This is a genomic window from Erythrobacter sp., from assembly GCF_035194505.1.
Lineage (GTDB): Bacteria > Pseudomonadota > Alphaproteobacteria > Sphingomonadales > Sphingomonadaceae > Erythrobacter.
The window spans coordinates 1,921,866-1,947,078 of the sequence record NZ_CP136573.1 but is presented as its reverse complement, the minus strand read 5'-3'; the positions used below and the strand labels follow the sequence as shown (position 1 = coordinate 1,947,078).

General features: G+C 66.4%; 24 protein-coding genes. 14 read left to right on the top strand and 10 right to left on the bottom strand.

The window, feature by feature from the left end; all coding sequences use genetic code 11:
- Positions 1–7 precede the first annotated feature (7 nt).
- Genes RSE14_RS09605 through RSE14_RS09595 form a run of 3 tightly spaced genes read left to right on the top strand, consistent with a single transcriptional unit; the run spans position 8 to position 3,480 of the window.
- Positions 8–925, top strand: a complete 918-nt coding sequence (locus RSE14_RS09605) for an SAM-dependent methyltransferase (RefSeq protein ID WP_324073138.1) — start codon at positions 8–10, stop codon at positions 923–925.
- A gap of 13 nt (positions 926–938) precedes the next feature.
- Positions 939–2,249: a glycosyltransferase family 4 protein gene (locus RSE14_RS09600; RefSeq protein ID WP_324073136.1), complete on the top strand. Its 1,311-nt coding sequence runs from the start codon at positions 939–941 to the stop codon at positions 2,247–2,249.
- Positions 2,250–2,274: 25 nt separating this feature from the next.
- The gene (locus tag RSE14_RS09595) at positions 2,275–3,480 is read left to right on the top strand and encodes a polysaccharide biosynthesis/export family protein (protein ID WP_324073134.1); all 1,206 of its coding nucleotides are present in this window, start codon (positions 2,275–2,277) and stop codon (positions 3,478–3,480) included.
- A 22-nt stretch (positions 3,481–3,502) separates the two neighbouring features.
- Here RSE14_RS09595 and RSE14_RS09590 read toward each other — a convergent pair whose 3' ends face one another.
- Complete coding sequence (locus RSE14_RS09590; RefSeq protein WP_324073132.1) at positions 3,503–4,270, bottom strand: phosphocholine cytidylyltransferase family protein; 768 nt, start codon at positions 4,268–4,270, stop codon at positions 3,503–3,505.
- A 79-nt stretch (positions 4,271–4,349) separates the two neighbouring features.
- On the bottom strand, positions 4,350–5,450 hold the full coding sequence (locus RSE14_RS09585) for an inositol-3-phosphate synthase (protein ID WP_324073129.1): 1,101 nt from the start codon (positions 5,448–5,450) through the stop codon (positions 4,350–4,352).
- A 305-nt stretch (positions 5,451–5,755) separates the two neighbouring features.
- Here RSE14_RS09585 and RSE14_RS09580 point away from each other — a divergent pair, with 305 nt between their 5' ends.
- A complete protein-coding gene (locus tag RSE14_RS09580; protein ID WP_324073127.1) occupies positions 5,756–6,910 on the top strand; it encodes a glycosyltransferase family 4 protein in 1,155 nt (384 codons plus the stop codon).
- Here RSE14_RS09580 and RSE14_RS09575 read toward each other — a convergent pair.
- Positions 6,880–7,773 (bottom strand): CDP-alcohol phosphatidyltransferase family protein, encoded by an 894-nt coding sequence (locus RSE14_RS09575; protein WP_324073125.1) that lies wholly within the window; start codon positions 7,771–7,773, stop codon positions 6,880–6,882. The two genes, RSE14_RS09580 and RSE14_RS09575, sit on opposite strands and share 31 nt — an antisense overlap.
- 100 nt (positions 7,774–7,873) lie before the next feature.
- Here RSE14_RS09575 and RSE14_RS09570 point away from each other — a divergent pair, with 100 nt between their 5' ends.
- Positions 7,874–8,911 (top strand): CDP-alcohol phosphatidyltransferase family protein, encoded by a 1,038-nt coding sequence (locus RSE14_RS09570; RefSeq protein WP_324073123.1) that lies wholly within the window; start codon positions 7,874–7,876, stop codon positions 8,909–8,911.
- On the opposite strand, the gene fabI is transcribed toward RSE14_RS09570, so the two are convergent.
- Genes fabI through RSE14_RS09555 form a run of 3 tightly spaced genes read right to left on the bottom strand, consistent with a single transcriptional unit; the run spans position 8,908 to position 11,600 of the window.
- Positions 8,908–9,714 (bottom strand): enoyl-ACP reductase FabI, encoded by an 807-nt coding sequence (gene fabI, locus RSE14_RS09565; RefSeq protein ID WP_324073121.1) that lies wholly within the window; start codon positions 9,712–9,714, stop codon positions 8,908–8,910. The genes RSE14_RS09570 and fabI overlap by 4 nt on opposite strands.
- On the bottom strand, positions 9,711–10,589 hold the full coding sequence (locus RSE14_RS09560) for a YihY/virulence factor BrkB family protein (protein ID WP_324073119.1): 879 nt from the start codon (positions 10,587–10,589) through the stop codon (positions 9,711–9,713). Before RSE14_RS09560 ends, fabI begins: the two co-directional genes overlap by 4 nt.
- A gap of 24 nt (positions 10,590–10,613) precedes the next feature.
- Positions 10,614–11,600 (bottom strand): DnaJ C-terminal domain-containing protein, encoded by a 987-nt coding sequence (locus RSE14_RS09555; RefSeq protein WP_324073117.1) that lies wholly within the window; start codon positions 11,598–11,600, stop codon positions 10,614–10,616.
- A 138-nt stretch (positions 11,601–11,738) separates the two neighbouring features.
- On the opposite strand from RSE14_RS09555, the gene pdxH reads away from it, so the two are divergent.
- Both pdxH and RSE14_RS09545 read left to right on the top strand, forming a co-directional pair.
- The gene (gene pdxH / locus RSE14_RS09550) at positions 11,739–12,395 is read left to right on the top strand and encodes a pyridoxamine 5'-phosphate oxidase (RefSeq protein WP_324073115.1); all 657 of its coding nucleotides are present in this window, start codon (positions 11,739–11,741) and stop codon (positions 12,393–12,395) included.
- Positions 12,396–12,406: 11 nt separating this feature from the next.
- On the top strand, positions 12,407–13,210 hold the full coding sequence (locus RSE14_RS09545) for a PhzF family protein (protein WP_324073113.1): 804 nt from the start codon (positions 12,407–12,409) through the stop codon (positions 13,208–13,210).
- A gap of 6 nt (positions 13,211–13,216) precedes the next feature.
- On the opposite strand, the gene RSE14_RS09540 is transcribed toward RSE14_RS09545, so the two are convergent.
- Both RSE14_RS09540 and RSE14_RS09535 read right to left on the bottom strand, forming a co-directional pair.
- On the bottom strand, positions 13,217–13,672 hold the full coding sequence (locus RSE14_RS09540) for a hypothetical protein (protein ID WP_324073112.1): 456 nt from the start codon (positions 13,670–13,672) through the stop codon (positions 13,217–13,219).
- A 57-nt stretch (positions 13,673–13,729) separates the two neighbouring features.
- Entirely contained in the window at positions 13,730–14,869 is a 1,140-nt protein-coding gene (locus RSE14_RS09535) for a serine hydrolase domain-containing protein (RefSeq protein ID WP_324073108.1), read from the bottom strand.
- A 35-nt stretch (positions 14,870–14,904) separates the two neighbouring features.
- Between RSE14_RS09535 and RSE14_RS09530 the strand changes: the two genes are divergently transcribed.
- The gene (locus RSE14_RS09530) at positions 14,905–15,255 is read left to right on the top strand and encodes a hypothetical protein (protein WP_324073106.1); all 351 of its coding nucleotides are present in this window, start codon (positions 14,905–14,907) and stop codon (positions 15,253–15,255) included.
- Between the two features lie 153 nt (positions 15,256–15,408).
- On the opposite strand, the gene mnmA is transcribed toward RSE14_RS09530, so the two are convergent.
- Positions 15,409–16,578 (bottom strand): tRNA 2-thiouridine(34) synthase MnmA, encoded by a 1,170-nt coding sequence (gene mnmA, locus RSE14_RS09525; RefSeq protein WP_324073104.1) that lies wholly within the window; start codon positions 16,576–16,578, stop codon positions 15,409–15,411.
- 171 nt (positions 16,579–16,749) lie between these two features.
- On the opposite strand from mnmA, the gene RSE14_RS09520 reads away from it, so the two are divergent.
- From RSE14_RS09520 to RSE14_RS09495, 6 genes are all read left to right on the top strand, one after another.
- Positions 16,750–17,205: a hypothetical protein gene (locus RSE14_RS09520; protein ID WP_324073102.1), complete on the top strand. Its 456-nt coding sequence runs from the start codon at positions 16,750–16,752 to the stop codon at positions 17,203–17,205.
- On the top strand, positions 17,202–17,501 hold the full coding sequence (locus RSE14_RS09515) for a CtrA inhibitor SciP (RefSeq protein ID WP_324073100.1): 300 nt from the start codon (positions 17,202–17,204) through the stop codon (positions 17,499–17,501). The genes RSE14_RS09520 and RSE14_RS09515 overlap by 4 nt, the downstream gene beginning before the upstream one ends.
- 114 nt (positions 17,502–17,615) lie before the next feature.
- Positions 17,616–17,885, top strand: coding sequence for a GlsB/YeaQ/YmgE family stress response membrane protein (locus RSE14_RS09510; protein WP_324073098.1), 270 nt, complete (start codon positions 17,616–17,618; stop codon positions 17,883–17,885).
- Positions 17,886–18,078: 193 nt separating this feature from the next.
- A complete protein-coding gene (locus RSE14_RS09505) occupies positions 18,079–19,269 on the top strand; it encodes an efflux RND transporter periplasmic adaptor subunit (RefSeq protein WP_324073096.1) in 1,191 nt (396 codons plus the stop codon).
- 78 nt (positions 19,270–19,347) lie between these two features.
- Complete coding sequence (locus RSE14_RS09500) at positions 19,348–22,938, top strand: efflux RND transporter permease subunit (RefSeq protein WP_324073094.1); 3,591 nt, start codon at positions 19,348–19,350, stop codon at positions 22,936–22,938.
- A 53-nt stretch (positions 22,939–22,991) separates the two neighbouring features.
- The gene (locus RSE14_RS09495) at positions 22,992–24,296 is read left to right on the top strand and encodes a DUF445 domain-containing protein (protein WP_416379378.1); all 1,305 of its coding nucleotides are present in this window, start codon (positions 22,992–22,994) and stop codon (positions 24,294–24,296) included.
- Here the strand turns inward: RSE14_RS09495 and RSE14_RS09490 are convergent.
- A complete protein-coding gene (locus RSE14_RS09490) occupies positions 24,293–25,159 on the bottom strand; it encodes an energy transducer TonB (protein ID WP_324073091.1) in 867 nt (288 codons plus the stop codon). The genes RSE14_RS09495 and RSE14_RS09490 overlap by 4 nt on opposite strands.
- Positions 25,160–25,213: the final 54 nt, after the last annotated feature.

Here is a 25,213-nt window from a genome sequence, read left to right as displayed (position 1 = left end):
CGACTTCATGCTCAAATCTCTCTTCTGGAAGCTTCGATACGGCACGCCGTCGCTCCCCGTGGCGCCGGCACCCTCCCCCGAGGCTTCACCCGCCCACGCTCCTGCCTCCGATGCGGACGACATGCCCGAGCCGACCTTGTGGGGCGCGGTCTCGCAGGCCTGCACCCAGGCACAGTTCGAGGAGATGCACTATGCCTATTGGTGCAAGGAAATCCGCGAAGAGCCCCGGACGCACCGCAAGCAGTGGGAATTCTGCTACATCCTGCAGGCGCTCAAGAACCACGACATGCTGATGCCCGGCCGCCGGGGCCTGGGCTTTGGCGTCGGGCTCGAGCCGCTCGCTGCGGTGTTTGCCGATCGCGGGGCCGAGGTGCTGGGCACCGATCTGGAACCGGATCACGCCCATGATGCAGGCTGGGTCGCAACTGCCCAGCACGCCCACAACAAAGCGGCTATGAATGAGCGCGGCATCTGCGATCCCGAGACGTTCGACCGCCTCGTCGATTTCCGCTTCATGGACATGAACGCGATCGAACCAGACTGCCACGGCCAGTTCGATTTCGTCTGGTCGGCCTGCGCCTTCGAGCATCTCGGCTCGATCCTCAACGGGCTCGAATTCGTGGTCAATTCGGTCAAGTGTCTGAAGCCCGGCGGGGTGGCGGTGCACACCACCGAATTCAACTGCTCCTCGGATGACGAAACGCTCGACAACGCCGGCACGGTGCTGTTCCGCAAGCGCGACTTCCTGCTGCTCGAACGGCGATTGAAGCAGATGGGGGCGGTGATGGAGTTCAACTTCAACCTTGGCCAGCAGCCGCTCGATCTGCACATCGACACGCCGCCCTACTCGGTTGACGAGCATCTCAAGCTTCAGATCCAGCGCTGGGCGGTGACGTCCTTCGGCCTGATCATCCGCAAGACATAAGGCCCCGCGCCACATGAGCAGGATCCTGATCGACGGGTATAATCTCGGCCTCGAAAAGGGGACCGGCGTGGCAACCTATGCCCGCAACCTCAGCTACGAGATCGCCAATCTCGGGCACGAGGTCGATGTGCTCTACGGCAATCAGGCGAGCGCGACGCGCAACGAATTGCTGCGCGAGATCTACTTCTTCGATTCCTCGGTCGATGAACGGCTCAAATGGCTCGAGGCCGTGGATCGCGCCTATCAGGCGCTGCAAGGGCCGCTGGCGGCTGCGGCCCGGCCGATCCCGGTGACGGGCAAGGTCATCACCCGCACTTTTCAGTCGCGTCTGCCGAAGTTCGATCAGCTCTACAATTCGCCCGATGTGTTTTCGCGGGCGCAGGGGGTCTACCGCCTTTGGAAGCTCCTGCTTGCCATCAGGATGCCGGAAAAGCCGGATCTGGCCCACTGGACCTACCCGCTGCCGATCAAGGTGAGCGGTCGGCCAAACATCTATACGCTGCACGATGTGGTGCCCTTGCGCCTGCCCTATACGACGCTCGACCAGAAGCGGCATTACTTCCGGCTGCTCAAGAAGCTGGGCAAGAGCGCGGCACATATCGTCACCGTCTCGGAATGTTCGAAGCGCGATCTGGTCGAGCTGGTCGGCATCCCGGAAGAGCGGATCACCAACACCTATCAGTCGGTCAGCATCCCGGACAAATACCGCTTCAAGCCCGAGGACGAGGTCGCGCGCGAGGTCGAGGGGCTGACGGGGTTCGATTACAAGGGCTATTTCCTGTTCTGGGGCTCGCTGGAGCCCAAGAAGAACATCGGCCGGTTGATCGAGGCCTATCTGTCCTCGCAGGTCGAAACCCCGCTGGTGATCGTCGGCGCACAGGCGTGGAAGTCCGAGCAGGAGTTGAAGCTGCTGGGCGAGACGGGCACGGTCTATGGCAGCCTCGAACGCCGCCGGGGCGCGCGCAAGCGCATCATCCAGATGCCCTATGCGCCCTTTCCGCTCCTCGTCAGCCTGATCCGCGGGGCCAAGGCGGCGCTGTTCCCCTCGCTCTATGAAGGCTTCGGCCTGCCGGTGCTCGAAGCCATGCTGCTCGGCACGCCGGTGATCTGTTCCAACACCTCGTCCCTGCCCGAAGTGGCGGGCGATGCGGCCTTGATGGTCGATCCCTATGATACCCAGGCGATCACCCGCGCGATCCGCGCGATGGATGCCGATGCCGATCTGCGCGAGCATTACATCGCGCTCGGACACAGCCAGGCCGCGCGCTACAGTCCCGAAATCTATCGCGAACGCCTCAAAGCCGTCTATGACCGGCATCTGTAACGCCTTGCCCCGCAGGAACATTGCCATGCCCGCCACATTGAAGCCCCGTCTGCGTCCGGTCACTCAGGCTGCCGCGCTGGCGCTGTGCCTTGGAGCGTTGGCGGGGTGCAACACGCTCGGCGGCGCGGGCCCCTCGACCGGGGCGATCCGCGATGCTCAGGTGGACGGCGCAACCTATGCGCAAGGCGCGATTCAGGTGCTGCCGCTTGGCACGGACGTGATCGCCGGTCTCGCCAGCCATGAACGCGCGGCCAGCTTTGCCGAACTGTTCGGGGAAAGCGGCGTGTCGGCAACCGTGCTGGCGCCGGGCGATCAGGTCGACATCGCGATCTGGGAGGCGCCGCCGGCGGTGCTGTTCGGCGCGGTGCCGGGTGACCAGCAATTGGGCGGCAATAATGATGTCGCCGCCAACACCCCGATCCCGCGCCAGCAGGTGGACGAGGAAGGGATGGTTGCGATCCCCTTTGTCGGGCGCATCCGGGTGCAGGGAATGCGGCCCGAACAGGTCGAATCCCTGATTGTCGGCCGCTTGCGCCGTCGCGCCAATGATCCCCAGGCCGTCGTCCGGCTGGTGCAGAACGAGACCCGCACCGCCACGATTCTGGGCGAAGTTTCCGCAAGTCGCCAGATCGGGCTGTCTGCCCGGGGTGAGCGGCTGCTCGATGCGCTGGCTGTCGCTGGCGGAGCCAAGCAGCCGATTGAGCAATCGACCGTGCAACTCGCCCGGGGCGAGCGGCGCGCTGTCATGCCGCTCGGTCAGGTCATCAACGACCCGCGCCAGAACGTGCGCCTGCGCCCCGGCGATGTGGTGACGGTGCAGCACCAGCCGTTCAGTTTCGTCGCTCTGGGTGCGGTGGCGCGCAATGCCGAGGTTCCGTTTGAAGGCAACGGCATCACGCTGGCAGAGGCATTGGGCCGCGCGGGTGGGCTGAATGATCGCCGCGCCGACGTGAAGGGCGTGTTCGTGTTCCGGCTGGAGGATCGCGCTGCGCTTCCGGCGCTGGCTGGAGCTGATGTGCGCACGACCAGCGATGGCCGCGTGCCGGTGGTCTACACCTTGCGGATGACCGATGCGGCGAGCCTGTTCGTGATGCAGGACTTCCGGATGCGCGATGGTGACGTGCTCTACATCTCCACCGCTCCGGGCGTGGAGCTGGAGCGCTTCCTGACCACGATTTCCAGCACGGCCTTCTCGATCGTCGCCACCGGCAACGCGCTCAACACGCAATAGCGCGCGCGGCGCGTTCGGGGCGCTAGGCGGCGACCGGGCGGATAACCAGCGGCTGCGGTTGCGGCTTGCCGCCAAGGTGATGGGGGACACCTGCCTCGGCGGTCATGCGCATGTGCGGATCGTCTACATCGATCCACCAATGGCCGGTGACATCGACCGTATCGGCCATCCGGTGATCGGCCAGACGCTGCATTCCCTGCGACAGGCTGCCCGCCTCACCTTCTTCAATCGCTTCGCGGAGGGCGATGGCGAGATCAGGCGTGGCGATAAAGGCCCCGCAATCGACCGCGTCGAAACGGGTCAGGTGCTTGCCGATCAGCGCGATCTGGCCATTGGCGCGGCGGCGCACCCAGGTGGCGTCATCGGGATCGATGGTCGGCCCCATCACATCACGGTCAATCGCCAGCGAGGCTCCGTATTCGCGGCCCATATCCTGCATCAGCGTCGAAAGCAGCCCGGTGGTGAACAGGTGATCGGCCATCATCAGCAGGTAATTGCCGTCAATCCGCTCCGCTCCTGCCAGCACTGAATGGCCATTGGGGCGAGACCAGTCCGCCACCTGCACCGGTTCAAGGCTCACGCCGGTGCGGAAGGCAATACCCGGCAGCCGCGCTTCGATCTCGGAGGCCTGGTGTCCCGTCACCACCACGGCATGGCGGATGCCGACAGCGGCGGCCTGCCGCACCGACCATTCAAGCAGCGCCACGCCAGCAACCGGCACCAACGGCTTGGGCGCGGACAGGGCGGCGATACGGCTGCCATAGCCGGCAGCAAGGATGAGAGCGTTCATAGGTGGCGTCGACCGGAGAGGTGGAGAGGGAGAGGGCGGGGCAGTCCGGGGTAGGCGATATTCCTGTTATCGTGCGGGGTTATTCAGCGGCATCGAGTTCGGGCATGGCCCGCGCATCGAGCAGGGCGAGCGCAGCGTCCTCTGCCATCTGTTGTGGCGGGTGCTTGCAGTAGAAGGCGCTTTCGGCAGCCAGCGTCCCGCCTTCGCCGCGATCACGCGCAAGCTTGCAGAACCGGATCGCGTCCATCACGCAGGCGGCGGCATTGGGGCTGTCCTCGACCGAGAGGCGCAGCTCCAGATGCATCGGAACGCCGCCCCACTGGGTGCCTTCCAGCCGAAGGAAACAGATCTTGTTGTCCTTCTGCCACGGCACATATTCGGACGGGCCGATGCGGATATTCTCGTCATCCAGCCGTTCGGCCAGCGCCGCCTGTACCGCTTCTGTCTTGGACAGCTTCTTGTGGGTCAACCGGTCCCGATCGAGCATGTTCATGAAGTCGGTATTGCCGCCGGTGTTGAGCTGGTAGGTCCGCTCCACCGTGACGCCGCGATGGGCGAACAGGCTGGACAGGGTGCGGTGGATGATCGTCGCACCGACCTGTGCCTTGATGTCATCGCCCACGATCGGCAGGCCGCGCTGGCGGAAGCGGGCTTCCCATGCCGGGTTGCTGGCGATGAAGACCGGGATCGCATTGACCACGCCCACGCCCGCTTCCAGCGCGCAGTCCATGTAGAACTCGCTTGCCTCCTGCGAGCCGACGGGGAGGAAGTTGACGAGCACGTCCACCCGCTCCTGCCGCAAGGCGTCAATGATGTACTGCCGGTCCGGCTCGGGGCCGTCGGCCGGCTGGAACCCGCGCTCCCCCGCTTCGGTCATGTGCGGGGCCACGCCGTCGAGGATGCGGCCCATGATCACCTGCGCCGGCGATTGCGGCAGATCGCGTTCGAACGCCTGGGTGTTGTTGGGTGCGGCGAAGATCGCCTCGGTGAGCGGCAGGCCGACCTTGCGCCGATCGATATCGATGCCGAGCACGAAATCGACATCGCTGGCGCGGTAGGGGCCTATGGCGGGGTGGATCAGGCCGAGGGTGTCGCCGGTGCGGCGGTAGTAGGCGGCGCCCTGCACCAGAGAGCTGGCGCAATTCCCGATGCCGACAATCGCAACCCGTGCCCGGCCCATACGCTGCTTCCCTAAGTTACCCGCAGTCCATCACTGCAAACCATACGCCTGTCAACCCGAACGAATTTGCCTCCGAAAGCCTTTGGATGCCCGTTTTTTTGGCTCCAATATCAATGCAGTGCCGGGGAAATGCTTAGGATTTGCTGCCGCAAGACCCTCGGAATTCTGCGTGTTGCGCGGGTAGGGCCCGGATTGATACCTATGTGTCTGCGCGGAGGTTTCCGAAGCCCTGACGCGGGGGCTGCAACTGCGGCGGAGTGCTTGATTTTCCGGACGAACCGAAGCCCTTCGGCGGGCCCCGCAAGATGATTGGCGCGCCCCCGAGCCTGCCGGCGCGGATTGCGATCGATTGCCGCTACCTCGGCCCACGCCCGAGCGGCATCGGCGAAGTGGTCGCGGCCCTCGTGCGGCACCTGCCAGAACTTGCTCCTGACTGCGAATTCACGCTTCTGCGCAATGCCTTGCGCCGCGAGCCCCTGAGCCGCGCGCCGAATGTCCGCGAGCTGGTGGTCGGCAGTCCGGCCAATGGTCCGGTCACCTTGCTTCACCTGCCGCTGGCAGTCGATCTGACGGGCATCGACCTGTTCCATGCCCCGGCCAACATCCTCCCGGGCGGGCTCGCCATGCCGTCGATTACGACGGTTCACGACGTGATGTGGCTGACGCATCCGGAATGGTGCAATCCCCGCCCCTGGGGCCTGATCGAGCATCACTTCTATCGCCACGGCATCACCCGCGCACTCGCCCGCTCGGCGTTGGTCGCCACGGTGAGCGAGGCGAGTCGCGGGGAGATCATCCGGATTGCTCCCGAGGCTGCGGCGCGGGTGGTGGTGACACGATCGGGTGTGGACCGCGAATTTGCTCCGGTGGCGCGGGATGCGGCGGTGCTCGCGCGGATTGGCGTGCCGCTTGGCAAGCGTTACTGCCTCGTCGTCGGCCAGGGCGCGCCTTACAAGAATCACGAGGGGGCATTGAGAGCCTTCGCCCATGCCTTTGGCCGGGTGCCTGACATGGATTGTGTCATGGTGCGGCGGCGCGGCGGCAGCGGCGCGGCTCTCGAACAGCTGGCAGCGAGCCTTGGTCTGGCGGGGCGGGTGCATCTGCTCGATGCCATCGAGCGGCCCGATCTGGTGCAGCTCTATTCCGGGGCCGAGGCGCTGATCCACCCCTCGCTGTGCGAAGGCTTCGGCAATCCGGTGGCCGAGGCAATGGCCTGCGGCTGTCCGGTGGTGACGAGCAATGTCTCGGCGATGCCCGAAGTCGCGGGCGGCGCTGCATTGCTGGCCGATCCGCGCGATCCGGCAGAGATTGCGGCGCAGCTGCGGAGGGTGGTCGAGGATCGCAGCCTTGCAGCCGATCTGCGTCGTCGCGGGCTCGAACGCGCAGCCGAACTCGACTGGCGCGCCTTTGCGGCTGCCAATCTCGCACTTTACCGCCGGGTGCTCGCCTCCGAGACGTGATCGAGCACCGCACCCAGCACGCGCCGCACCCGCGCGAGGGAGGCGAGCAACACGCCGCCAAGCACGACAATCTCGAACAGGAAGTACCACTGCGGCCGGCCCGCCAGCATTGCAGCGCCGACAGCCAGCGTGCGGTAGTTGGCGCTGAGCAGGCTCATGCGGCCCAGCAGTTCGACGCCCCGATCACGCATCTCCTCGCGCAGCAGTTCCCGACGCTGAGGGTCCGCCACGCTCGCGGCAAAGGCGGCGCTGTACGGAACGATCCAGCCGGTGAGCCACAGGTAGTAGGCCACAAAGGGATGCCGCCGCCCGTCCCGCCCGGGGGGTGGCGGAGCGCTGGCCATCCACGGGGTGCCGTAGACCGCCAGCTGGTATTGCCGCCGCGCGCCCTCGTAATGCGCGGCCTGCACCACGCGGCTCGCGCCGGCCATCCACATCAGCGCCCAGCCCATCGGGCCGATCTGCTGCGCGGCGAAATAGCCCAGCGTGACATAGAGCACGATATGGCCCGCATAATCGCAGATACCGTCCACAAGCTCGCCATGCGGGGAGCTGCGCTCTGTCAGCCGAGCAAGATCGCCATCGGCCCCGTCGAGCACGTGCCAGCCCATGTGCAGGGCAAGGCCTAGCGCCACGCCCCACGGCCATGCCAGCATGCCATAGGCTGCCGCTGCCAGCATGATCGCCGCCGCGCCCGCGGCCGAGACCATGTTGGGCGTGATTCGCGTCTGCGTCAGCCGCCTGGCCAACCGCCATGCCAGCGGGTGGTAGATCCGGCCGTTGAGCCAATCCTCCAGCTCCGCCGGGCGAGGCGGGCGTGCCGGCGGGGCCGTTGCGGCAGGCGGGGAGGCGGGTTCGGTCACGCATCGGCCTTGAGGGACAGGACGGAGTTGCCCTGCCTTGGGTCAGCCCTGCATAAGGGCGCCTGATTTGCGCTGCAATTCCGCGCCGCTACGAGGACGCATGACAAGCACGCCCGCTTTCAACTTCACCTCGGCCCGCAGCGCCTGCCGGCTGGTAGCCGGCGTGCCGGCGGCCGCGCGGCTGGCGCGCAGCTTTGCCGAGGCGGGTGTCGGCGAGCAGCTGGAGTTGGTGCTGGCCGACGGGGGGAGCCTTGACCCGCTGACCCGCGCCGAGATCGCGCGGCTTGCTCCGGGCGTTTCCTGCGTGGTTGCGGGCGAGGCGCGCGGGCCGATGATCGCGGGCGAGAGCCTGCCCGGACCTGCGCAGATCGCCGCCTTCTGGAAGGGTGCTGCTTCGCCGCCTGCGCTGCCTGCCGATCCCAATGCTGCTTTGGCTGCGGCTTCGCGCGCGATCCTGCGGGCAACGGCAAAGCCGGGGGACGGGATTGTCTCGCGCCATCTCAACCGCCCGGTCTCGCAGACCTGTTCGGCGCTGTTGCTGCGGCTTGCATGGGTGCGGCCCGGCCATGCCACGGTGCTGACGGCCCTGTGCGCCCTTGCGATGGTCGCCTGCCTGCTGACCGGCACATCGGCGGGGCTGATCGCGGGCGCGGTGCTGTTCCAGCTCGCCTCAATTGTCGACGGGATCGACGGCGAGATCGCCCGCGCCACCTTCCGCACCTCGCCCGAGGGCGCCGCGTGGGACAGCGGTGTCGATGCGGCGACCAATCTCGGCTTTCTTGCCGGCGCGATCGCCAACTTATGGCTGCGCGGCGAAGTCGCCCCGGCGCTGATCGGTCTGGCCGGTCTGGGCATTCTGGCGCTGGGCATGGGCCTGCTTGGCCTCAACGCCCGCGCGCGGGGCGAGCCGCTTCATTTCGACGGGGCCAAGCGGATCCTCGGCGAGCGGGAGAGCGCTGTCACGCGCTGGCTGCGCTACCTCACCATGCGCGATTTCTACTGCCTGTTCCTCGCGCTGATGATCGCGGCGGGACAGGTCAGCGCGGCGCTGGCGATCTTTGCGCTGGCAGCGGCGGGCTGGCTGGTGACGGTGATTGCGCTGCTGTGGCGCGCCCGCGCGTCAGCCCAACGCCGCTAGGACAGCGCGATATCCGGCGCGTCTTCCTGCTTCATGCCGACCACGTGGTAGCCGGCATCGACATGGTGGGTCTCGCCCGTCACGCCCGAGGCAAGGTCTGACAGGAGATAGAGGCCCGCGCCGCCGACATCCTCGATGGTGACATTGCGGCGCAGCGGCGCGTTGTATTCGTTCCACTTCAGGATGTAGCGGAAGTCGCCGATGCCGCTCGCCGCGAGGGTCTTGATCGGCCCGGCGCTGATCGCGTTGACGCGGATGTTCTTCGGCCCGAGGTCATTGGCGAGGTACTTCACGCTGGTTTCCAGCGCCGCCTTGGCCACGCCCATCACGTTGTAATGCGGCACCACCTTTTCCGCGCCGTAATAGCTCAGCGTCAGGATCGAGCCGCCGCTTTCGGGCATCATCCGCGCGGCGCGCTGGCTGATCGCGACCAGCGAATAGGCCGAGATGTTCATGGTGTTCAGGAAGTTTTCGAGGCTGGTGTCGACATAGTGCCCGCGCAGCTCGTTCTTGTCGGAATAGCCGATGGCGTGGACCACGAAGTCGAGGCTGTCCCAGCGGCTCTTGAGGGCCGCGAAGGCGGCATCGAGCGAGTCCATGCTCGAAACGTCGCATTCGAAGGTGAAGTCGCTGCCCAGTTCGGCCGCCAGCGGAATGACGCGCTTGGCCAGCGCTTCGCCCTGATAGGAAAAGGCGAGCTCCGCCCCGTGCTCGGCCAGCTTCTTGGCGATGCCCCAGGCCAGCGACTTGTCGTTGGCGAGCCCCATGATCAGCCCGCGCTTGCCTGCCATCAATCCGTTCATTGTGTCTTCTCCTCGCTGGCCTCGTCCAAAGGCGCGATTCGCCCTTCAAGCGCCAGCGCCGCATTCAGTTCCGCGCCGATAACGAGGCCGAGCCCGACGAGCCAGAAAAACAACAGCGTCACCATGCTGCCCGCAAGGCTGCCGTAAGTGAGATCATAGGTGAAGAAATACCGCAGCACCACCGGCAGCGCCACGGCGACCGCGATCCACCACAGGGTCGTGAATAATGCGCCCGGCCAGCGCGGAGCCCCCGCCTTGCGATATTTGGGCGGGGTGAGGGTCACGAACAGGACCCATAGCGACGCCGCCACACCGAGCGCAGGGACGATGCGCGCACCGCTCAGGGTGGCGATCAGCTCGCCCAGCTGCGGCACAGCGGCAAGGATCACTTCCTGTACCGCGCCGATCACCATTTGCGCGAACAGCGAGAGCATCAGCACCACCACCGCGGCGAGGATGAGCCCGGCGGAAAACAGCCGGGTCATCCAGAAGGCCTGCACCATTGGCGCTTTGTAGGCTCGGCGCAGGATGTCGCGGATGGTCTCGATCAGGCTCGATACGGTCCACAACCCGATCCCTGCGCCGAGCCACAGCAGCATCCCCGAACGCGCGAAGATGACGGTTTCGGCCACCGGTGCGATCACGGCGGCGACCGTGGGCGGCATGGCGCGCATCACCGCCCCCACCATCGCCACCGCATTCTCGCGCCCGCCGATCAGATCGAACAGCGCCGCGCCGAGGATGAAGAAGGGGAAGATCGCCAGCATCGCCAGATAGGCAAGGTTGCCCGCATGGATGAAGCCGTCGTTGAAGGTGCCGATCGCGACGCGGCGGATGATGGCGACAGCTTGTCTCAAGGAAGCGGTCTTGCTCACCGGCCCGTCCGCGCGCCCGGCCCGTCAGAGGCCGAACTTCTCCCGCGGGCGCGCGATATCGACCCAGCCTTCGAGCCGTTCCTCAAGTGCCGCCAGATCGGCCGGCAGCTGGATTTCGAGCGTGACCAGCTGGTCCCCGCGCTCGGGCTTGCCATCGACGGTCTTGCCCGCCTTCTTGGTCCAGCCCTTTCCGCCCAGACGCAGCACCGTGCCGCCGCCCGATCCCGGCTTGATTGTCAGCATCACCGGGCCATCGACCGTGGGGCATTTGACCTTGGCCCCGCGCACCGCCTCGTCGAGCGTGATCGGCAGGTCCATGCGGATATTGTCGCCCTCGCGCCGGAAGAAGGGATGGGTGCCGACATCGACCAGCACGATCCCGTCACCATGACCGCCCGGGCCGGGGTGGCCCTTGTCCTTGAGGCGCATCATCGTGCCGTCCTCGACCCCGGCGGGGAGCTTCAGATTGATCGCCTTGCCATCGGCCAGCGTGATGCGCTGGTCGCGCCCCGCGGCGGCATCGACGAAGGGCACGGCGAGCCGGTACTGGATGTCCGCGCCGCGCTTGGGCGGCGGCGGCGGTTGCTTGCCGAAGGGGCGGCGCGGCGGGGGCTGCTGCTGGCGGGCGCGGCCGCCGAACAGGCCTTCGAACAGATCGCCCAGATCGACGTCATCTGGGCCAAAGCCGCCGAAATCGCCCGCACCTGGCCCTGCTCCGGGCCCGGCGCCATAGGTGCCCCCGCGCGAATAGCCGCCGCGCGCGCCCATGCCGGCGAAGGGATTGGCGGGATTGCCCTCGCCATCGATTTCCCCGCGATCATATTGCGCGCGCTTGGCCTTGTCCGACAGCAGATCATAGGCGCGGGTCGCATCGGAGAACTTCTCCGCCGCCTTGGGATTGTCCTTGTTGCGATCGGGGTGCAGCTCCTTGGCGAGCTTGCGATAGGCGCTCTTGATCTCCGCTTCGGAAGCGGTGCGGGGAACGCCAAGAGTGCTGTAGGGATCGCGCATAGCGTGTTAGCTAGGTGAGACAGTCGTCATGCGCAAGCGTGGAGCCACCAACGCGAACAGGCGATATTCACCATCTGCGCCTTTCGCCGGGCGGCGTCCGTATCTATGTGCGTCCCGCAACCACACCGAAAGACCGCCATGAGCAACGCCGCCCCTCTCGATGATGCCCAGCTGGCTGACAGCGTGCTGCCCGCCGGCGCTGATCCTTTCGCGCTGTTCGATGAATGGCTGGCGGCGGCCCAGACGAGCGAGCTTAATGATCACAACGCCATGGCGCTGGCCACTGCCGCGCCCGACGCTGCGCCCTCGGTGCGGATGGTGCTGCTGAAGGGCCATGGCACGGCAGAGATCGCAGGCGGCGGGTTCACCTTCTTCACCAATGCCGAGAGCCGCAAGGGCGGACAGATCCGCGCCAACATGCAGGCCGCCTTGCTGTTCCACTGGAAAAGCCTGCGCCGCCAGATCCGCATCGAAGGCCCGCTCACCGAGGTCTCGCCCGAGCGTGCGGATGCCTATTTCCACTCGCGCCCGTTCAATAGCCAGGTCGGCAGCGCCGCCTCCGATCAGTCGCGCCCGCTGCCCGGGCGGCAGACCTATCTGGATCGCGTGCAGGCCTTGTGGGCCGAGCACGAGGAAGAGGGCAAGGTGCCGCGCCCGGCGCACTGGACAGGATTTACTTTGAGCCCGCGAAGAATCGAATTCTGGATCGACCGCGACAACCGGCTGCATGACCGCCGCGAATTTACCCGGCTCGCGCCCGATGCGCCGTGGTCCGATACGCTGCTTTACCCCTGAGGAACTGCTCAATGCCCCAGACCATCCCCTACTGGCACGTCGATGCCTTCTCCGCCCGTCCGTTCGGCGGCAATCAGGCGGCAGTGATGGTGCTGGATGAATGGCTGCCCGATGATGTGCTGGTGGCTATCGGGGGCGAAAACCTCTTCGCCGAGACCGCCTTTGTCGTGCGCGATCCCACCGGTGCGGCCGATTGGGAGCTGCGCTGGTGCACCCCGACCTACGAGATCGCGCTGTGCGGCCATGCGACGCTGGCGAGCGGGCACATCCTGCTGACTCGTGACGGCGGCGAGCGGATCACCTTCCGGACCCGCAAATCGGGCATTCTCGAGGTGGTGAAGGCGGGTGAGGGTTACGAACTCGCGCTTCCGGCGATTGCGACCCAGCCCGACACGCGGGAGAATCAGGCCGAAGCGATCCGTCTGCTCGGGGTCGAGCCGCTGGAGGTCTACCGCTCGCAGCTGGGCTACAACATCTACCTGTTCGAGAATGAAGCCGCCGTCCGCGCGCTGACACCCGACATCCGCGGCCTCGAAAAGCTCGGGCAAGACCAGTTCATCGTCACCGCCCCCGGCGACAAGACCGACATCGTCAGCCGCGTCTTCGTGCCGGGCGGCGGGGTGGACGAGGACAGCGTCACCGGCTCCGCCCATGCGGTGCTGACGCCCTATTGGGCCAAGCGGCTGGGGCGCGAAAGCTTCACAGCGCATCAGGCGAGCACGCGTGGCGGCGATCTGACGCTGCGGCTGGATAACGAAAGGGCGTGGCTCGGCGGGCCGTGCGTGACGGTGGTCGAGGGTGCGTTCTACCTTTGACAGGTATCAGCAGCGGCGCGCGTCAATTTCGGCGCTGGCAAAACCCAATGCGGTGATGGCATCAAACTGGTCGAGCGTCAGCGCGCCAGACCAGCTTTGCTGTCGCCAGTCGTGACAGGCCATCGCAAACCCCGGCGCGGGAACCGATACGAGCACACTGCCTCCGCCCTTGAGCTGGAGGATAGCCTTCCCGTCGCGCTCCAATCGCCAGGGGCCGATTTTGGTCTCCACCGAGCATGTCCAGGTACCCGCAAAGCCGCCGTTCTCGCGCTTCATTTCGAGCAGCAACGTCCAATTCCGGATACGGCCGAGCAAGCCGCGATTGTCGATCGCCTGCTCGGTCGCCGCGAAAAAGGAACGCGTGCGTTGCTGTTCCCAACTCGCCCAACCACCGGCATCTCGTGCGCCGCCATCGGCGGGAAACTCCAGCGCCAACTCAACCAGTTCGGCATCGTTTTCCATGTTGATTTCCCCCGTTTGAAATAGGCCCCGTTCGCACGACCTATCAGTGATTTGGTTTTACCGCACCGGATAAAGCGCCAGCACATCAGCGGCCTGTTGCAGCATCGCCTTGCGCTCCTCGGTCTGCGAATGGCCGAGGCGCACCATCGTCACGCGCTGTTCGGGCGAGACGAGCACATATTGCCCGACATGGCCGATCAGCGAGAACAGGCTCTTGGGTGCGCGATCGGGGAACAGGGGCTGCTCCTCGCCTTCGGGAAGTTCGCGGTTGAGCCAGATCTGGAAGCCGTAATTGGCGCGCGCGGGGCTGGGCATCACCATCGCCTCGACCCAACGCTGCGGCACCAGCTGTTCGCCGCGCGGGCCACGGCCCTTGAGGCGGAGGAATTCGCCGAGCTTGGCCCAGTCGCGCGCCGTGGCATGCATCAGGCTGCCGCCGATCAGGGTCCCGCTGGCGTCGAATTCGGGCACCATGCTGGTCATCCCGAGCGGGCCGAACAGGCGCTGCTGGAGGTAATCCGCCACCGCCTTGCGCCGGTCTTCGGGCTTGCTGCTCGCGGTCAGCGCGCGGGCGGCGATATCGGCGAGGATGACGCTGGTGTTCGAGGAATATTCGAACTGCTTGCCCGGCTCCGCCTCGAGCGGCTGCTCCTCGGCCCAGCGCGCCATATTGTCGCGGCCGTCGAGGAAGATCATCCTGACCTCGGAGGATTCGTAGGGCGGCTGGCCGCTTTCGGTGTGGCGCAACCCGCTGCGCATCTGGAGCAGGTGGCGCAGGGTGATCCCGGCACGCGGATCGCCCGGGCGCTGCCATTGCGGCACCGGTGCCGGCCCGTCGAGCGCCAGCAGGCCGTCCGACACCAGCATCCCGATCAGCACGCCGGTGACGGTCTTTGCCATCGACCAGCTGACGAAGCGGGTGTCCTTGGAATAGCCCGGGCCATAGCGTTCAGCGGCGAGCTTGCCGTTCGCCATGATCACCACCGCGCGGGTTTCTCCCACGTTTTCAGCGGCAAACACGTCGTCGAGCTCGCGCGCGAGCTGGTCTTTCGGCGCGCCGGCATCGTCGGTGACAGCGGCCAGCGCCTCTTCGGACAGCGGTGTTTCGGGAGCAGGCGCGGCGCCGCATCCGGCCAGCGCAAGCAGGGCTGGCGCGAGCAAAAGGGCGCGGTTATGGAGGCAGGGTGCAGCGTTCATCGCGCCTTCAATTCCCGATGCAAGAGAGCTTGGCAATGGCGAAATCACCCACCTCTGCGGCGAGCCGCCGACCGCGCTACGGCCTGTGGCTGCTGGCGATCATCGCGCTCGGGCTGGGCGGGGCGGCCTGGGCCTTTCGCGAGCCGATCCAGGGCTATGGCAGCATCGGTTCGGCCTATGCCGCGCGGGTGGGGTGCTCGTGCCGCTTCGTTGCCGGGCGCTCTCTGGAGGATTGCGCCAAGGACAAATTGCCCGGCATGGAGGCGGTCACGCTGGTCGATGATCCGCAGGCCAAGAGCGTCACTGCCCGCTTCCCGCTGGTGGCCGAAGCGACCGCGACCTACCGCGAAGGCTATGGATGCGTGATGGAGAAATGGCCGGAATAGGCCCTGCTTACCCCCCTCGCGGGCCGCAATGTTTCACGTGAAACATTGCGCATCAGGGGGTCAAAGCGAGGCTAGGGCCGATCATCGGGGGATCAAAAACCCCCAACTTTTGGCGGTTCTTCGCGAAGTTAGCGCGCAGGGGGCAAAACCGCCCTATCCGGCCACTTTCTCGGTCGCGCCGATCCATCCGCCGCCGATCACCCGCTCGCCCGCATAGATCACCGCTGCCTGACCGGGCGCAACGCCGAATTCGGGCTCGGCGAAGCGGATCGTGACCGCAGCGCCATCCCCCAGTGCGCCTTCCAGCACCACCGGCACGGGCTTGGCGAGGCTCCTCACCTTTGCCGTGAGCGGCACATCCGGCACCGGACCGATGCGGTTGGTCTCGGTCAGCTGTGCGGCGCTGACGGCCAGCATCCGCTTGGGGCCGACCCGCACTTCGCGGCTCGGCGCATCAAGCCCGATCACATAGAGCGGTTCGGGCTGGCCGCCGATTTCGAGACCCTTGCGCTGGCCGACGGTGAAGTGGACGATGCCCTTGTGCTCGCCCAGCACCGCGCCGGTCGCGGCGTGGACGATCTGGCCGGGAGCCGCGCCCTCGGGCCGCACCTTGGTGACGATCTTGGCGTAATTCCCGTCCGGCACGAAGCAGATGTCCTGCGAATCCGGCTTGGCCGCGTTCCTGAGCCCCGCCGCTTCAGCCAGCTCGCGCACCTGCGGCTTGGGCATCCCGCCCAAGGGAAAGCGCAGGTAATCGAGCTGGGCTTCGGTGGTGCCGTAGAGAAAATAGGACTGGTCGCGCGCCGGATCGAAGGCGCGGTGCAGCTGCGGGCCATCGGCACTCATCACCCGGCGCACATAATGTCCGGTCGCAAGGCAATCCGCACCCAGTTCGCGCGCCATGCGGAACAGATCGGTGAATTTCGGCCCCATGTTGCAGCGGATGCAGGGCACCGGCGTGCGTCCGGCGAGATATTCGTCAGCGAACTGCTCGACCACTTCCTCGCGGAAGGCGGTTTCATGATCGAACACGTAATGCGCAATGCCGAGCCGGTCGGCCACGGCGCGCGCATCAAGGATATCGTCGCCCGCGCAGCACGCGCCCTTGCGGCCTGTGGCAGCGCCATAATCATAAAGCTGGAGCGTGATGCCGATCACTTCCGCGCCGCTGGCGGCGGCGAGCGCGGCGACCACCGAGGAATCGACCCCGCCGCTCATCGCCACGACAATCCGGCACTCGGCCGCAGGGCGCGGCAGATCGAACAGGGCGGCGGCATCAGGCCCGGCAATCGGGGCGGCCTTCAGGGCGGTTGGCGTATCCATGGGAATGCGGGCGCCTATAGCGATGCAGGGGCGCTTTCGCCAGTGCCGCCGCATCAAGCTTTGGGCCCCGCGTTCGTTTACCAATCTTTCCGCCGCGACCGGACTAATCCTAAGGCGGGGTAAATGGCGGTTTTACCCGATCTTGACGCACTGGCCCTATGACAGGCTCCCATGTTCGAGAAAGCCGACCCCGTTTCTGCCGCCTTCCGGCCCCCGCTCCAGCGGCGGACCGAGGAGGCTGCGCGCCTTCGCCTCGGTGGCGGCGGCGTGTCTGGGGAGCGATTCGAGCCGCGGTCCACCCGCCGCGCAGGCGATGCGCTGCGGGCGGTGGAATGGAGCGAGATCACCGCAAGGCTCAATGCCGCGCGCGATCTGCGGCTGCTGCTGCGGAGCGAATCGGCAGGCCGGATCGAAGCTGTCGCAGGCAGTTTCGGCGATGCCGCCGCAAGCTACTTCGCGATGATCGATGATAACGAACCCGATGTTAACCTCGAAGCTTTAGACTGTTCTAAAGTGGAGGATGGCATGGAGTGCACACGCACGGCGTTCGGCAAGGCTGGCGTATCGCTTGGCGATGCGACCGGTGATGCAGGGCAGCCCTTTGGCGATGCAAGAGACAGGCAATGATTGAAAACCAGGACATCCGCCCCGCACAGGTTATCGGCCCGCTTGGCGAGCCGCTGACGCTTGCCGATCTGCCCTCGCCCGATACCAAGCGATGGGTCGTGCGGCGCAAGGCCGAGGTTGTCGCTGCCGTCAGTGGCGGCCTGCTCACGCTCGACGAGGCGCTGGCCCGCTATGGCCTGACGCTCGAAGAGTTCGCCTCGTGGCAGCGTGCGGTGGATCGCTCGGGCATGCATGGCCTGCGCGTCACCAAGATCCAGCACTACCGCGATCTCTACCAGCGCCAGCTGAAGTACTGATCCGGCGGCGCGCAGCCGTGCGCGCCCCGCAACCTGTGGCCTTACCGCAGCAAACCCGTTAAATCCTTCCCCGCAAACGCGGCCCGCACCGGCCGCGTCACGGGGAGGGATGCCATGCTCGGGTGGATTATCGCATTGATCGTCGGTGGCGTGGCGGGCTGGCTTGCCAGCCTGCTGATGAAGCGTGACGCTTCGATGGGCATTGTCGCCAATATCGTCGTCGGCTGCGTCGGCTCGGTGATCGGCAATGCGATCGCCGGCCCGTTGATGGGCGTGAGCGGCTCCGTCCAGGAATTTTCGCCGAGCGGCCTTGGCATCGCGGTCCTCGGGGCCAGCGTGCTGCTGGGCATCGTCAACCTCATCAAGCGTGGCCGTCTGCGCTGAACCGGACGGGATTTGCGTTCCCGTCGGGAACCGGCGGCTGCGCTCTTCGTCTGGCGAGCAAGTCACCGGTCGATGCAGGCATTGCCCGCAAGGGTGCTGCCGCCTATCAGGTTGCGCCCGGTGACTTATCGGGATAATACACTTTCGAAGACGGATGACCGTTATGTCGCACGGCTCCGGCGAGGGAATGACAATGAATTACGAGACCACCATCCGGGCTGAGGCCGCTGACGGCGTGACCACCGAATATGCCGGTGCGCGCACGCTTGCCATGCCCGCCGTGCCGCGCTGGCTGATCGTCGGCGGTCTGGGCCTGTTCGGGCTGCTGCTGGCGATCGGGGTCTATTTCGCGCTGGCAGGCGGCGAGCCTGTGGCGGTGGGCGATGACAGGTCGTCCGCCCCCTCGGTGACAGTCATCACCCCCGGCACCACCACGGTGGCCGGCGTGATCGAAGCCCCCGGCACGCTGGCCGCTCGCCGTCCGATGCCGGTCGGTGTGGTCGGCGAAGGCGGACAGGTGGTGCGCGTCAATGTCGATGCCGGCGACTGGGTCGAGGCAGGGCAAGTGCTCGCGGTGATCGACCGTTCGGTGCAGATCCAGCAGGCCGCAGCGCAGGCTGCGCAGACCGATGTCGCCCGCGCCGACGCCAATCTCGCGCAGGCCAATCTCGATCGTGCGCTCCAGCTGGTCGAGCGCGGCTTTGTCTCCAAGGCCGATATCGACCGGCTGACCGCGACCCGCAATGCGGCCGCGGCGCGGGTCAAGGTGGCCGAGGCGCAGCTGCGCGAACAGCGCGCGCGCAATGAACGGCTCAATATCTATGCGCCGGCCTCGGGCTATGTGCTCCAGCGCAATGTCGAGCGCGGCCAGACGGTTGGCGGCGGCACCGGCCCGCTGTTCACCATCGCCAGCGGCGGCGAGATGGAAATGCTCGCGCAGGTGAGCGAGGACCAGCTCGCCGGGCTGACGGTCGGCGCTGTGGCGACGGTCATCCCGACCGGATCGAAGCGCGAATTCAAGGGTCAGGTCTGGCAGCTGTCGCCGGTGATCGAACAGAACACCCGTCAGGGCACGGCGCGCATCGCGCTCAGCTTTGCGCCCGAACTGCGCCCCGGCGGCTTTGCCACCGCGCGGCTCGGCAGCGGCACCTTCACCGCCACCGTGCTCCCCGAAAGCGCGGTGCTGGCCGATGCCAAGGGCAGCTTCGTCTATGTCGTGGGCAAGGACAACAAGGCCGAGCGCCGCGCTGTGACAACCGGTGAAGTGACCAAGCAGGGGATCGCTATCACCGAGGGGCTTTCGGGCACCGAACAGGTGGTGCTGCGGGCAGGGGGCTTCCTCAATCCGGGCGAGTCCATTAATCCCCAGCCGTTGAAGAAGTAGGGTTTTCATCCCTCCGGGGATTTAGGGCGTATCTCCACGGGCTCACAGCCGGGCCCGCGAAGCACAGGCAGGACAATTATGGCTCTCCGCGACATTTCGGCCTGGTCGATCCGCAATCCGGTGATTCCGCTGGTGTTCTTCGTTGGCCTGCTGTTCGCCGGCATCGTCAGCTTCGGGCGGATGGATGTGACCAACAATCCGGACGTGGAATTCCCGCTGGTGCGTGTCTCCATCGCCCAGCCCGGCGCCTCCCCGACCGAGATCGAGAACCAGATCACCCAGCGGGTGGAAAGCGCGCTGAGTTCGATTGCCGGGGTCAATTCGATCCAGTCGACCGCGCGCGAGGGCAACTCGCTGACGCTGGTCGAATTCGAGATCGGCACCGATCTGATCGAGGCGGTCAACGAGGTCGAGACCGCGGTTGACGGCGTGCGCGGGTCCTTGCCCGACGGCATCCTCGAACCGCAGGTCGGCAAGGTCAACGCGGTGGGCGAGCCGATCGGCTATGTCGCGGTCGAAGCCAATGACATGACGATCGAACAGCTCAGCTGGTTCATCGACGATACGGTCGCCAAGCGCCTGCTGCGGGTGCCCGGCATGGCCGAGGTCAACCGCTTCGGCGGGGTGGACCGCGAAATCGAGGTGATCCTCGATCCGGTCAAGATGCAGTCCTTCGGCGTCACCGCCTCGCAGATCAACGTGGTCCTGCGGCAGGTCAATGTCGATGCGGCGGGCGGCCTTGCGGAGATCGGCGGCACGCGCCAGTCGCTGCGCGTGCTGGGCAATTCCGACGATGCCTATGCCCTCTCGCAGATGCAGATCCAGCTGGGCGGCGGGCGCACCGTTCGCCTCGCCGACGTCGCCACGGTGCGCGACGGCTTCTCCGAGCGTACCTCGATCAGCGAAGTGAACGGCAAGGAAGTCGTCAACTTCGCGATGAGCCGTGCGCGCGGGGCTTCGGACCTTGCCGTCTATGACGCCGCGCTCGCGGAAATGGACAAGATCGAGGCCGAGACCGAGGGCGTGAAGTTCATCAAGCTCTCGACCACCACCACCTACACCCGCAGCCAGTACGAAAGCTCGATCTGGGCGCTGGTCGAGGGTGCGGTGCTGGCCGTGGTCGTGGTGTTCATGTTCCTGCGCGACTGGCGTGCGACCTTCATCTCCGCCGTGGCGATCCCGCTCTCCGCGATCCCGACCTTCTGGTTCATGGATCTGCTCGGGTTCAACCTCAACTTCCTCTCGCTGCTGGCACTGGCGCTGGTGGCGGGCGTGCTGGTCGACGATGCGATCGTGGAGATCGAGAACATCGTGCGCCATATGCGCATGGGCAAGACCGCCTATCAGGCCTCGATCGACGCGGCGGACGAGATCGGCCTGCCGGTGGTGGCGACCAGCTTCTGCATTGTCGCGGTGTTCCTGCCGGTCGGCCTGATGCCGGGCATTGCGGGCCAGTTCTTCCAGAACTTCGGGATCACCGTGGTGGTCGCGGTGCTGATGAGCCTCGCGGTGGCGCGCATGATCACGCCGCTGATGGCCGCCTACTTCCTCAAGGCCAAGGGCATGGCCGAGCATGGCGGCGGCCCGATGATCGACGCCTATATGCGCGTGCTGGCATGGACGCTCGACACCCGCAGGATGGCGCTGCGCCGGGCCGGGCTTGCCGCTCCGCGCCGCAAGCTGCTCTACGTCCCGTCCCTGCTGCTGATGGTGCTGGCGCTGTTGCTGGTCACCGCCCTCGCCCTGTTCGAAAGCTTCACCGGCTCGGTCTCGGGCGCGATCCTGACCGGGGCAGGCATTGCCCCGGTGTGGAATGGCATTGCCGGCCTGGAGATTCCCAAAGCGGTTGCTCAGGCGATCTCGAGCGATCCCACCTCCTTCATCTTCAAGCTGGTCTCCAAGATCTTCGAGATCGTGCAGGTGCTGCTGGTCTCGGGCATCGCGTTCTTCGCGGGTCTGATGACCTTCCGCCTGTTCGAACTGCCCGGAAACGGCAGCGGACGGCTGGCAGAGGGCACGCGCTGGCTGACCGCGCGGTTCTATGACCACCGCCTGTGGATGCTGTCGATCGGCTGGTTCTCGTTCCTGATGACGATCATGCTGTTCGGCCAGATCCCCGCGCAGTTCCAGCCGAGCATCGACAGCGAGAACAGCCGCGTCGAGATCGAGACCGTGCCCGGCACCTCGCTCGCCCAGAACCGCCGCATCGTGAACTCCGTTGCCGAGCGTCTGAAGCAGGAGCCCGAGGTCGAGCGCCTGCTCCAACGCACCCGTCTGGGCGAAAGCTCGGCAATCTTCGTCAAGCTCTACGAGGACCGCGCCCGCTCCTCGATCGAATTCGAGCGCGATCTCGCCCCGGTTCTGGCCCAGATTCCCGATGCCCGCGTCCGCTTCCAGTCGCAGCGCGCCGGGTTCGGCTCGGGCCGCGACATGACCGTGATGCTGGCGGGGTCTGACCCTGTAAAGCTGGAGCAGACCGCAGCCCGGCTGGTCGAGGAAATGAAGGGCCTGAAGACGCTGGTTGCCCCGCGTATCAGCGCCGATCTCAACCGCCCGGAAATCATCATCACCCCGCGCGCAAAACTGGCCGCCGAGCTCGGCGTCACCACGGCGGCGCTGTCGCAGACCATCCGCATCGCGACGCTGGGCGAGATCGAGCAGAACGCCGCACGCTTCTCCCTCACCGATCGCCAGATCCCGATCAAGGTGCGCCTGTCGCAGGAAGCGCGCAGCGACTTCAACACCATCGGCAACCTGCCGGTGCCCACCAATAATGGCGGTTCGGTGCCGCTGAGCCGCGTGGCCGACATCACCTTCGGTTCCGGCCCGACCGCGATCCAGCGCTATAACCAGAACCGCCGCGTGCTGGTGGGGGCGGATCTGGCCGCGGGCGTATTGAAGGGCGAGGCGCAGAAGCAGATCGACGCGCTGCCGGTGCTCCAGAACCTGCCGCTCGGGGTGATCCGCGATGTGGTGGGCGAAGAGCAGTGGCAGGCCGAACTCGTCACCAACCTCATCATCGCGATCATTGCCGGCGTGCTGCTGGTGTTTGCGGTGCTGGTGCTGCTCTACAAGCGGTTGATGAGCCCGCTGGTCAACATGACCTCGCTGGCGCTCGCGCCGCTGGGCGGGGTGCTGATCATCTGGCTGCTGGGCCAGGCGCAGTCCATGCCGGTCTATATCGGCATCCTGCTGCTGCTCGGCATCGTGTCGAAGAACTCGATCCTGCTGATCGACTTCGCGATCGAGGAAATGGCCAAGGGCGTGCCCAAGCTCGAAGCGATCATGGACGCGGGTCACAAGCGCGCCCAGCCGATCGTGATGACCACCATCGCGATGACCGCAGGCATGGTGCCGGTGGTGCTCAACGGCTATTTCGGCGGTGGCGACGGCGCGTGGCGTGAACCGATGGGCTGGGTGGTGATCGGGGGCCTGATCCTCTCGACCCTGCTGACGCTGCTGATCGTGCCGGCCGGTTTCAGCCTTGCCGATGGCGTTGAAAAGCGCGTCGGGCCGTGGCTGCGGGCGCGGATGCTGACCTACAAGCCGGGCGACGACACCCGGCCGCTGGGCGACGTGGTGCCGGATCTGCCCTTCCCGGGCCTGCCCGGCGGCGCCAAGCCGATCCCCGCGCGGCGCCTGCCGCCGGGGGGCGAGCCGGCCGAGTGAGCGACAAAAGCGTGACGCGGCCGCCCTTGGCGGGCTAGAGTGCCAGCATGGCGATGCGTCACTCCGTGCCTCTTACCTTTGGCGGCCAGCCGCTGACCGTTGATCGCGCCCGCCGGATGCGCTGGACCGCCACCGGCATGCTGGTGGCGATGGCGGTGGTGTTCGTCAGCACCACCGGTCTGGTCGGAGCGCACCCGGCGTGGGGCTATATCAACGCCTTTGCCGAAGCGGCGATGGTGGGCGGCCTTGCCGACTGGTTCGCGGTGACGGCGCTGTTCCGCCATCCGCTCGGCCTGCCGATCCCGCACACGGCGATCATCCCGGAAAACAAGGACCGCATCGCCGACACCATGGCGCAGTTCCTGCGCGAGAACTTCCTCACCCCTGCCGTGGTGGCTCGGCGCATGTCGGGAATGAATGTCGCGAAGGCTGCGGGAGAGTTCCTCGCCGCCCCCTCGGGAAATGGGCCCGAACGCGGGGCCGACGGCAGCATCGACGAGCGTTCGCGCATCACCAGCGGTGCGGCGGAACTGCTGGCCGAAGTGCTCGAATCGCTCGATCCTGACCGGCTCGGCAATCAGGTGCGCGCGGGCCTTGCCGGCCAGCTCGGCAAACTCGACATCGCGCCGCTCGCGGGCCGGATGATCGAAACGACCATGGCCGACAAGCGTCACCAGCCGCTGATCGACGGTTTCGTGCGCTGGGCCGGTCTGACGCTCGAGGACAACGAGGAAACCATCCGCGACATCATCCACCAGCGCGTGGCAGGCGTGCTGCGCTGGGCGGGGATCGACAAGACCATCTCTTCGAGCGTGCTTGACGGGCTCTACAAGCTGCTCGCCGAGGTGCTGGTGAACCCCGATCACCCCCTGCGCGGCAAGATCGAGGAGGGGCTGGCGAAGCTCGGGCAGGACTTGCAGCACGATCCCGAAACCCGCGCGCGGGTGGAGGAAATGAAGCGCGATCTGATCGCCAACCCGGCCGTTGCCGTGTGGTGGACGGGGGTGTGGGAGCGGATGCGCCAGTCGCTGATCCGCCGCGCGCGCGATCCCGAAAGCGGGATGGGCGAGGAAATGCGCAACATGCTGGCAGAGCTTGGCGCGGCATTGCAGGCGGACGAGCGTCTGCAACTCCAGATCAACCGCTTCGCCCGCCGCACCATGGTGGGCGTGGCCACCCGCTATGGAGACCAGATCGTGCGGCTGGTGTCAGAGACGGTCAAGCGCTGGGACGCGACCACGATCACCGCCCGCGTCGAAGGCGCGGTGGGCCGCGACCTCCAGTTCATCCGCATCAACGGCACGCTGGTGGGCGGGCTGGTGGGGATGGTGCTGCACGCGCTGAGCGAAGTGCTCTAGATCACGTAGATAATGGTTTCCGCGAAGTAGGACCGCATCGGCTTGCCATTGGCATCCAGCGCCGGTTCGAACCGGGCACCCTGCATCGCCTTGCACGCCGGGCTTTCCAGCTGCTCCGTCGTGGTCGCCTTGATGATGGTGCAGTCCTCGACCATGCCTTGCTCGCTGACGGTGACGCGCATCCGCATAATGCCTTGCTCGCCGCTGTTGAGCGCCTCGCGCGGATAGACCGCCACGATCCGCTTCACGACGACATCCTTGTTGATCCAGCGCGGCAGGCGGGTGGCTGTGCGGTGCTGCGCAACGTCGAGGCCCCACGTGCCGATCAGATCGAGTGCGCAATTGTCGAGCACGGCGAAAGCCTCGTCGAGCGGGCCGGAGAGCAGGCGGATCTCGTCGCCGCGCTGCCGCATCGAGACGAATTCGGCCTGCCGGGCGGTGTCCTTGTCGAGCTGCGGCACGCGGGCAGGGGCGGCGTCCTCTGCGGTCTCCCGCGCTTCGTCCTTGGCGAGGCTGAGTGTCGAATAGATCACTCCGCTGCCATATTCGCCGACGGTGCCGGTGAAGGGCCGTGTCTCGAACGGCTTCTGGGCCTCGGAGAAGCGGATGTCGGTGCGGATGCCGCTCTGGAAGCGTTTGTAGGACGGCCCCGCAACGGTCATGCCGAAGCGTTCGCCCGGCCAGTATTGCTCGAAGAACAGCAGGTGGCGGTTTTCGCCCTCGCCGAAGAAACGGGCGAGGCGGCATTTGTCCGCGCCGAAGTCGACGTTCCACGGGCTGCTGGGCGCAATGTCGACAGGCTTGGCCTGCGCAGGGGCGGCAAGCGGCAGGGCGGCGGCAAGAGCAAGAACGGCGTGACGCATAAGAAAACCCCCGACAAGCACGCAGCTTGCCGGAGGTTCTTTGCAATCTCAAGT